This is a genomic window from Streptomyces sp. NBC_01283 (assembly GCF_041435335.1).
Classification (GTDB): Bacteria; Actinomycetota; Actinomycetes; order Streptomycetales; family Streptomycetaceae; genus Streptomyces.
Map to the genome: position 1 here is coordinate 20,511 of NZ_CP108433.1, position 9,826 is coordinate 30,336.

The following is a 9,826-nucleotide window of genomic DNA, read 5'->3' on the forward strand; positions in this document are numbered from 1 at the left end:
GGCTCCTCGACCTGATATGCCCGGTGCAGCACGTGGGGGTTGTCGCACTGGATGTCCGGGGCGGCCATCACGGCACCGGGCATGTCTTGCCGGGCGGTCCGGTACTCCAGCAGGTGCGCTCTGCCGGGCATGGACGGCGTCCGTGATGTCATCTTGTGCTTACCGCGGCCCCAGGAGGGCTGGCGGCCCAACGGCCAAAGGCCTCCTCTTGCCATTACCTTCCCCCCGGGGGGAGGGAAAGGGGGCCTGTGGTGGTCTCAGTACTCCTCCCCCGGCGCGGGAGGTGGGGCGACGCTTGAGACCACCGCGCAGGGCGAGGGGCAGGCCCGTCCGCGTCGCGGGCCGCTCAACGGCCGCGAGTTGGGGCGCTTCTGTTGCGCCGTGGGTGGATTCCTGGGCGGCAGCGGTGGCAGGAGGTCGATGCCCGCCCGAACGCTGGCACCTCCTCCGCGCTGATGCTGCCCCCAGCGGCCCGCGAGGGCCGCGACGATCGCCAGACCACGACCGTGGGCGGCGTCGGGGGGCAGCACTCTGCAGGCCGAGCCGCCAGCTGGGTCCGCGGTCGGCCACGCTCACGGCGGCTTCCCGCCCCTGCGTGTGACGGCGACGGTATCCGGCGGCCTTCAGGTGTGTCTCACCGAGTTGGTGGTCAACTCGCTGACGATCAGCCGCAGCGATTCGCTGATGTCCCAGGACACGCCCCATTGGCCGAGCACGGCGGTGTCCCAGGCGGTCAGCCATCGCCGACAGGTCGGTCATGTCCGAAGCCTGCGCCCCCTTCGGCGCGGGTGCCCTTGGCAAGCGGCTTCGTCGACGGCGACACGATCCTGACCTCTGTCTCCCGATACACCGCCGCTTCGCGAACGTCGCCCTCCTGCTGCGCTCTGGGCAAGCCGAGACATCGCCGCGCCCAGTCCGCTCGGGGCCATGGATGGCGCGGATCTCGGCCACGGTCCGCTCTTTCTCGGCCCGGCGCTCGGCGCGGGCCTGCCCAGTGACCAGGTGCCGGTGATAGCCGGCCCGGGACTCCGAGCACGCGGCAGATCCGCGTAACGCCGAAGTCGGCACGGTGATCGGAGGTGAAGAACCGGCCGACGAAGCAGATCGAGGACAGACTCGGCAAGATTCAGAAGGCCGTAAAGGCACCGTCGGCAGTTACCAGCTGGCCACCGCTCCAGCCATACAGGATGAGCACGAGCGCATCGGGGGCCTGTTGCAGCGGAGAGACTCGCGAAACAACGGCGAACCGCTGGCTTTCCCTCCTCAGTAGTGTTTGGGCAGGAACGGGCGTTCAAGCCGCGGTGGGCCATGACAGCATCCCGGGGCCGCCAATCCGCCGACCCCCTTTTCCAGTGAGGGTGGCCATGCCAGCAACGACATATAAGCGCAGCAAGATGTCGTCCGGGCAGTCCCCGCAGGAAAGCAGGATTCTGCATGCCTTCACAGTCTTGGACCGAACCTGGCCAGCATGAGTGGATAGTCCCACCTGGAGTGACCAGTCTGACTGTGGAACTTTGGGGCCCTGGCGGAGCTGGCGGCTTCTCGGGCTGCAACAACGCCGGCCGTGGCGGCACCGGCGGCACCGGCGGTGTTGGTGCCTATCTCTGCCAACGGAACTACAGCGTTACCCCCGGGGAAATTATCGCCTTCTTTGTAGGCATTCCAGATACTGCCCACAAAGGGCATGGGGTGACGATTCTCTACTGTGACGACGCCGGGACGCCCAAGCTTGTTGCTGGTAGCGGCGGTGAAGGCGGCTGGGGCGGCGACGGCGGTTACCACGAAGGAGACGGAGGAGACGGAGGAGACGGCAACGGCCGCAACGGGAGCAGTGGAGGCGGCCCCGGTGGTGGCCGCGGCGGCGGTGAGGGCGGCTCTCGCGGTGAAGGCGCCTTCGCCGATGGTGGTAACGCCGGATATGGCGGTCTTGGTTATGCCCCGGCGCGTCAGCATTACGTCGCGCCTGGCGGCCTGCCGGGTGGCCGCGCAGCCGCCTCCCGATCGGGGGGCGGCGGAGGAGCAGGAGGAAGCCAAGGGAAGTCCCTCTACTGGGAGGGCTCCACCGTCGTCGATCAAGTGAACCGTGGTGCGGGGACAGACGACTTCCCTGGGCTCCCCACCGCCTGTACTGCAGCAGGGGGCGCGGGCGGCAGACCTCCGATCGGTTGGGGGCGGGGCGCACCTGGCGGCGGTGGTAATGGGGCTGTCAGGATTACTTGGCCATGATCACTCGGGATTTCCACACCCTTCTGCCGTACCTCAGGATCTGCACGGTCAACGGTGAGGCTTCAAGCAGGAAGTGACACCTGATCGTCTCGGCTGATGCGGTCGAGGAAGTGAAGCCCGCCGCCTACCGGGACCACTGCGTCCACCAGATCACCGTGCCCGACGTGCTCCCGAGCCGGTCGTGCTCCACATCCGCCTGAGTACCTCAGCGAGAGCAGACCGGCAAACACCGTGACGGTCGTCAGACCCCACTGCGGCGGCCTGTACCGGATGGCCCTGGGTGAATGTGGGCCAAGGCCGACGACATCGCACCGCGGCACACACCTGACGCATCTCGTGTGCCTTTTCGGCAGTGCTCATCACCCCGGCTCGTTCACCGGAGCAACCTGCGGTGGCTTGGGACCTCCCTCTGCGTGAGCGATCCCGGAAGGGCCTGCCTCCATCACCATGTCTCCTTCGTGGAGGCCCCCTGCTTTAGCTCAAGGCCGTGAAGTTACGGGCTGATCGGGGGTGTCAAGCGGCTTTGGTGTGAGGTTCGGCGAACTTGAGGACACGGAAAGCGGAGCCCCGGTAGAACTGGCAGTCGACCAAGACAACCGTTCACAGCACCGGAGGCTCCGCTGTCTGGCCAGTCTGTCATCCGTCGCGAAGTCGTGGTAGCCGAAGGGGTGTTTGCCCCAGGACACCTGGGTGAACTGACCCAGATTGTGCCGTTCGAGCTAGTCGATGCAGTACTCGCCGAGTGTGGCGCGGTTCAGGAACGAACCCGCAAGCTCCCGGCCCGAGTTGTGGTCTATCTCCTGCTCGCGGCCGGGCTGTTCGAGGAGTGCGGATATCTGGGCGTGTGGCGCAAGTTGACGGGTGCACTGTCCGCGCTATCGATACCCCGGGTGACCGCCACGGCCATGTGGCAGGCCCGTGCCCGGCTCGGCGTGCGGCCGATGCGGGCCCTGTTCGATCTGCTGCGTGGTCCAGCCTCGGCAATCCGGACGGCCGGGGCCCGCTGGGCCGGAATGCTGGTCGTCGCCATCGACGGAACCCACCTGGACGTCGCCGATGACGAAGCGGTCCGCGCCAAGCTCGGCAAAACCTCCAACCAGTACACCGCCTCCTCGGGATACCCCCAGGTCCTCCTGGCCACCTTGGTGGCCTGCGGGACCCGCGCGGTGATCGACGCGGTGTTCGGCCCGGCAAACCCGGCGAGTCGATCCTGGGCCGCCGCCTGTTGCGGTCCGCACATCCAGGCATGCTCGTCCTACTCGACCGCGGCTTTGCCACCGCGGGCTTCCTGAGCGCCGTGAATGAATCCGGCGCCCGCTTCCTGGCACGGCTGTCCGCCAGTTGGAAGCCTCCGGTGCTGGCCCGGTATCCCGACGGTTCGTTCCTCTCCCGCCTGGCCGGCACCGAGGTCCGGATTGTGGCCTGCGAGATAGCCGTCGTGACCAGCCAGGGCCGACGCGCCGGCACCTACCGCCTGGCCACCACCCTGCTCGACCACCGCACCCATCCCGCATCCGAGCTGGTCAAGCTCTACCACGAACGCTGGGAGGTGGAATCGGCCTACTTCGAACTAAAGAAGTCGATGCTCGGACGCCGGGTTCTGCGCTCCCGCTCCTGGCCGGGCATCGCCCAGGAGATCTATGCCCTGCTCAGCACGTATCAACTGATCCGGATCGCGATCTCAGACGCCGCCCACCCCACCAAAACCGACCCGGACCGATGCGCCTTCACCACAGCCCTGCACGCAGCCCGCGACCAGGTCATCCAGGCCGCCAACGTGCTCGCCGACACCGTGATCGACCTGGTCGGCGCGATCGGCACCACCGTACTCAGCGCGCTCCTGCCCACCCGACGACCCCGGCTCAGCCCTCGCGCAGTCAAACGCCCCCTATCCCGCTACGCACACAAACGCCTGAAAGTCGACCGCCGGACCTACCCGCCACCCTCACCATCAACATCTCGACCAACCCGATCAGCCCTTAACTTCACGGCCTTGTCCTTTAGGTGGGGGAGGAAACGAAGCTCCCGCGTGAGCGGGGCAGAGTGGAGCCGGTTCGCCCTCTGGGCGAATCCGGCGTTGTCAGTGGCAGCAAGTACGTTGATGAGATGTCCCCGTCCACGCAGCACGCCCGGTACACCTACCGGCTTCGTGTGTCCTCGACGGCCCGGACGGGCCTGGAGGCGGAGTGGTCGCGGTGCCGGTGGGTTTGGAACGAGTGCGTGGCGATGTCGCGCAAGGTCTACGCCCGCAACCAGGCCACGGGCGGCGAGGACACGTGCGGCCCGGCTCAGTTGGACAGGATGCTGACCGAGGCCCGCCGGTCGATGGCGTGGCTGCGGGAGGGCTCTTCGGTTGCTCAGCAGCAGATCATCCGGGATTTCGGACGCTCGCGTGCGAAGGCGCTCAAGGACATCAAGGCCCGTCTGCCGCAGCGCCAGCGGGCGGGCATGCCGAGGATGAAGCGCAAGCGGGAGGCGTTGCCGACGCTGAACTACACCTCGCGCGGCTTCCGTCTCAAGGACGGGCGCCTGCACGTCGCGGGCGGCATCGTGCTGTCGCCGGTGTGGTCGCGTGAGCTGCCCAAAACGCCGTCGTCCGTGCGCGTGTATCGCGACAGTCTCGGGCATTGGTACGCCTCCTTCGTCGTCGAGACCGTCAGCGAGGAACTCCCCGCGACGGGGGCGGTGATCGGGGTGGACTGGGGCGTGAAGGAGACCGCCACGACCACCTCGGCGGTGCATGATCTGCCGCACGCCGAGCACGGGAAGCGGGCCGCGCAACAACTGGCCCATTACCAGCGGCAGATGGCCCGACGACGCACCCCGAAGAATCAGCCCGACACCAACGGGTACCGCACCGCCCGCATGCAGGCGGCGAAGGCGCACAAGAAGGTCGCACGGCAACGCCAGGACACCGGCCGCAAGTGGGCCAAGCGAGTCGTCCGCGACCACGATGCGTTGGCGGTTGAGAACTTCCGCCCCAAGTTTCTCGCCAAGACCACGCTGGCGCGCAAGGCGGCCGATGCGGCGATCGGCGCCACCAGGACGGCCCTGGTCGAGATGGGCCGCAAACACGGGCGGACCGTGCACCTGGTGCACCCCGCCTACACGACGATGGACTGCGCAGACTGCGGTGCGAGAGCCAAGCACCAACTGCCGCTCGGCGAACGAACGTACGCGTGCACCGCGTGCGGAGTCTCCCGACCACGGGACAAAAACTCCGCCCACGTGATGCTCGTCCGGGCTGGCCTCTCTCCCGGCTGGCGTTGATCGCACAAGACTCGTCTCCTCGCAGAGGGGGCCAGCGGCGTGAGTCAGGAATCCCCCTCTTCAGGTGGGGGAGGTTTCAACAGTGCAGCACCACCACCCCAGGCCGGAGGTGCGCCGGAAACGACGTTCGAACTCCATGACGCCTTCCTCTCATTGGCCTGCAGCCTCATCTGCTGGTGACGCCTCACGAAGACCGGATGACGGTCCTGTCGCATGCCCGTAGGGGCATCAATACGTATTGACAGTTCGTATCTATGTTTTCAGGTCAAAGAGGGATTCGAACCCGTCATAGCTTCACCAAGGGATCCCCTGTGGCACAGCCGTGATGTCAGAGTCCGGCTGCAGTGCCTGCCCAGGGCACTAATGAAGAACTACCCGATTCAAGGAGTTCACTTATGGGGAAGAGAGCCACCACACTTCTGGCAACCGCCGCCCTCGCCACCCTGACGCTCGTCGGCCAGGCCAGCGCGGCGCCGTCGAACCACACTCCTCCCGTCGCCAACGGCAAGACCGTAGCGACGGCTTTGCCGTCAAACCAGACGCGCTATGCGCCGTTCACCCTCCATCACAACCAATCCGTGAGCTCCGACACTGCGCGGCTGGTCATGCAGTCTGACGGAAACCTCGTCATCTACGACGAGTTCAACCGGGCCCGCTGGGCCACCAACACCGTCGGACAAGGCTGGACGGCCCGCTTCCAGACGGACGGCAACCTCGTGGTGTACACGCGCTCCAATCGGCCGGTGTGGGCTTCCAACACGGACGGCCGACCGGGCTCGCGCCTGGTTATTCAGGATGACGGGAACGTCGTCATCTACGACGGCAGCCGCGCTGTCTGGGCCTCTGGCACTAACCACTGATCCTCGTCCCCACGAAGGCCGGGCTCTGAACGGCTCGGCCTTCGTGGGGAACGACAAGCCCTCGAGCCGCGAGACACGAGTAGGGGACTCCACAAAAGTACCCAGGGCCCGCTACAGGCAGAGAGGGTGGGCGGGCAACGTGATGCACACGACTTTGCTCGCTTGTGAATCTGCTACGGCGATAACACCGACGCCCTGATGGGGCAGCGGTAAACCTCGTTCAGACCAAACAGTGGACGACCGCAGCACCGCGCCGGCCTGCAGGATCAACGGTGGTACCCGCGGTACCGACAAGTCGATCTTCCCGCAGGTGCCGATGGCCGCGCTGGCCGAGTACGCACTCACGCCGTGCTCGATGCCGAGCCGATGTGCGCGGGTCAGCCGAACTACATCCTTTCGCCTGTAGGCCGGCGCCGGCTGGGCATGCTGATGCTGGCCGATCGTGAGTTCCTCGGCGTCCCGCTATGGCGGGCGTTCGCCGGCACCGGGGCCCACCTGCCGTGGGGGGCGCGAACCGGGTGCTGCCGGCGCAGGTCAGGCGGCCGGATGGCTCGTGGCTGTCCGGTTGCATGCCGGTACCGACGGCCAGAAGCGTGCCCCCGCGCGGGTCCGTGTCCTGGCCTACCAACTGCACGGCCAGGACACGGAGTTACCCGCCTGGTCACCGACCTGCTAGACACGGATCAGTAGCCTGCGCGGGAGTTGGCCGCGCTCTATTGCGAGCGGTGGGAGATCGAGTCCGTCTTCGGCGAGCTCAAGACGCACCAGCGCGGACCTCGCGCGGTGCTCTCCAGCAAGACCCGGACGGCGTGCGCCAGCAATCTGAGCCCAACTCCTGGTCCACCACGCGCTGCGGGCCCTGATCTGCAGAACCGCCGCCGCCCAGGCCATCGACCCCGACCGGTTCTCCTTCACCGACACCCTGCACGCCACGCGCCGCAGCGTGCCTACACACCCGGTGTCTTCTCCCCCTCAGCACCTGATCACGGCCCTGGCCAGACTCCGTGACGACGTCCTGTCCCACCAGCTGCCACCACGTCGGTTCCGCAGCCAGTCCCCCCGTCGTCAAACGCAGAATGTCCAGCTACAAGCTGACGCGAGTCGAGCACCGCAGCTGGCCTCAGCCGACCAGAGCACCGGCCGAGGCCATCACCATCCAGCCGCCGTCAGCAGCCAGACGCTAACGCAACGGGGTTGGCTTTAGTGGCAGACCCACTGTCCGGGGCACCAGACCCACATCCACTGCCCGTAGTAGGACGACCACTGCCACGCCCAGTAGCCCTGCTGCCAGTGGCACCCGTGACCGCCGCCCGTCTGAGGGCCCGACCTGCCGCCCCCGTGGATACCCGCCGCAGCAGCGGTGCTTGAGGAAGGCGCAGCGGCGGCACTGCCCGCGGCAGAGACTGCCGCACCTCCGGCGAGTGCGAGGCAAGTGGTACTGAGAACGAGAAGACGTTTCAACCGTTGAGGCACGAATATTTCCTTTCTTCTGGTATGTCGGCTCGGGGTGCGGGGATGTTTCTACTGCCGACACCGCGCTGCCGCAACGCGGCTGTCGGCACCGCGTCCAGATTTCGATCTGCTGTGCCCGGAATCCGGCGAAGTCGACTGGCCTCACGGCCGGGGCCCTTCCTGACTTTTCCGAAGTGCTGATATCGCGTGCTCCACCCCCACACGCCGTAGCCGACACTGGCCGATACAGATGCACTCCAGCACCGGCGCCACCGACGGACCCTGCACAGCGCCGTACACACGGCCATCAGTGCCGGCATACAGAACTGAATGAAACCCGAACCTGGAGCGGCGTAGCCGCCAGCGGTCCCGTAAGGAATGCTTCCTGCACGATCCTCGCCTTCAGGTGAGGCTGCGCCACCTCAGTCCCGCAGGACTCACCTACACACGCAGAGCAAACCAGCACGGCCAAACACCTCGCGCCTGAGCAACCTGGCCCGGTCAATACGGCCTTCAACTTCACCGGAGTTAAAGAGGAGGATCAATCCAACGGCCACAACCTGCCGACCAGTCTCGAGCCCGGTGAAAGAGCAGCAGGAGCCCGGCCAGGCCCGTCAGCACCCCCGTTGCATCACCGGCGAGTTCGCCAGCCTCCCGGCCGTGGGGAAACATCGTCACACCCTCCACGGCCAGCCATCTCAGTGAAGCCGGTGAGGCTGCTGGTGCCCGTGAGGCAGCGGCATCCCCGGAGGGTTCACCGTCGCGCAGCGCCCAGGTGTCCGCGGACCGCGAGCCCTCGTGGGCATGGACGGAGTGCCATCGCGTGGGCGGTCAACGTCACGGAAGCCGAACAGGCCGGGCCCTCACCGGCGGCGTCTAGGCGAGGGCCACCAACGCGGGAGGCAACGGCAAACGGCTCACCGACGTAGGGGTCTACGAGGAGGGCCACGGGACGCCGTGGGCCGTCCGCTGCAACGCGGCAGGAAACGTCGTTCCCGTGCCCGAACTGCGTAGCCGCGGTAGAGATCACAAGGTGCCGTGTATGCCGATCTTGGAGGACACTCGCGGGATGGTGCACGGACCGGATCCGGAGCCAGGGCCGTATCGGACCGCCAAGGACTGGCGCGACGGTCCCCTCAGCCCTTGGCCCAGTCGGGCCAGACCAATTCGTCACCGGGGTAAGAGGGCTTCGTTTCCTCGGGCTGGAACCAGCCAGCGAAGAATAGCTTCAGGTCCTTGCCGGAGTGCTTTTCCAGGGAGATTCGAAAGGCCTCCCAGGCGGTCGGCCGGTCGGCGTGGCTGGGCAGCCAGTCCTTCAGCGCTCGGTCGAAGGCCGCGTCCCCGACCAGCCGACGGAGCGCATACATGGCGGCGCCGCTGGTCGTGTACACATTGGCGGACTGCCATTGGATCTTTTTGACCTTGTCCCGGTACATCGTGACCAGGTCCGCCTTGCGGAACTTCTCCTGCCAGGCCCATTGCAGATAGGTGGGGATGGTCTCCTCCACGTACCCGTCGTTGGCCCGCACGGCCTCCAGCCAGGTGTGGGCCAGCTCGTGAACCAAGACGTCCTGGGTGACAGGCTGGGTTCCCGTATCCCCCGGATACTCCATGGCCATGGAGATCGTGTTCCATCCGGTCACGTTCGGCACGTTCGGGTCCTTGAAGTCAAGGAAGGAGACGGTCAGGCTTTCATGGCGGTACTTTCCGAACAGGCCCGCCTGCCACGTGGCTGCCTCACCCAGGACTTCGGCCAGCTTCCTGCCCCGGCCTTCCGCCCCGTCACCGTAGACGAAGTGCACAGGGGTGCCGTCCGGCAGCTTCTCGTCCGACTCGGTCCATTTGTCCCCCACGCCGAAATGCACGTAACCGGCCTGCATTGGTTCCGGGTTGTCCCATCGGTAGACCTTGCGGTCACCGTCCTTCCTGGGGGTTCCCGACGGGCCGTTGGAGACCGCGGTCCAGCCGTCGGGGACTCGGGCCTGAAGGTGTATGGCCGAGCGGTCGCTGTCGTCGCT

General features: G+C 66.7%; 6 protein-coding genes and 2 pseudogenes. 5 read left to right on the forward strand and 3 right to left on the reverse strand.

Annotated features, from left to right (window positions below; translation table 11 throughout):
* Positions 1–920: 920 nt before the first annotated feature.
* Both OG302_RS43120 and OG302_RS43125 read right to left on the reverse strand, forming a co-directional pair.
* A pseudogene (locus tag OG302_RS43120) lies at positions 921–1,084 on the reverse strand (IS3 family transposase); the annotation flags it as partial.
* 356 nt (positions 1,085–1,440) lie between these two features.
* Positions 1,441–1,953, reverse strand: coding sequence for a hypothetical protein (locus OG302_RS43125; RefSeq protein WP_371750510.1), 513 nt, complete (start codon positions 1,951–1,953; stop codon positions 1,441–1,443).
* A 926-nt stretch (positions 1,954–2,879) separates the two neighbouring features.
* Between OG302_RS43125 and OG302_RS43130 the strand changes: the two genes are divergently transcribed.
* From OG302_RS43130 to OG302_RS43150, 5 genes and pseudogenes are all read left to right on the forward strand, one after another.
* Positions 2,880–3,518 carry a transposase domain-containing protein gene (locus OG302_RS43130; RefSeq protein WP_371750511.1) on the forward strand — a complete coding sequence of 213 codons (639 nt, stop codon included), beginning with the start codon at positions 2,880–2,882 and terminating at the stop codon, positions 3,516–3,518.
* Positions 3,452–3,829 (forward strand): annotated as a pseudogene (locus OG302_RS43135) (transposase); the annotation flags it as partial. The gene OG302_RS43130 and the pseudogene OG302_RS43135, both read left to right, overlap by 67 nt.
* A gap of 503 nt (positions 3,830–4,332) precedes the next feature.
* A complete protein-coding gene (locus tag OG302_RS43140; protein WP_371750512.1) occupies positions 4,333–5,496 on the forward strand; it encodes an RNA-guided endonuclease InsQ/TnpB family protein in 1,164 nt (387 codons plus the stop codon).
* A 395-nt stretch (positions 5,497–5,891) separates the two neighbouring features.
* Positions 5,892–6,356: a hypothetical protein gene (locus tag OG302_RS43145; protein ID WP_371750513.1), complete on the forward strand. Its 465-nt coding sequence runs from the start codon at positions 5,892–5,894 to the stop codon at positions 6,354–6,356.
* A 702-nt stretch (positions 6,357–7,058) separates the two neighbouring features.
* Positions 7,059–7,364 (forward strand): hypothetical protein, encoded by a 306-nt coding sequence (locus OG302_RS43150; protein ID WP_371750514.1) that lies wholly within the window; start codon positions 7,059–7,061, stop codon positions 7,362–7,364.
* 1,580 nt (positions 7,365–8,944) lie between these two features.
* On the opposite strand, the gene OG302_RS43155 is transcribed toward OG302_RS43150, so the two are convergent.
* A partial coding sequence (locus OG302_RS43155; RefSeq protein ID WP_371750515.1) for a hypothetical protein occupies positions 8,945–9,826 on the reverse strand: 882 nt, incomplete at its 5' end.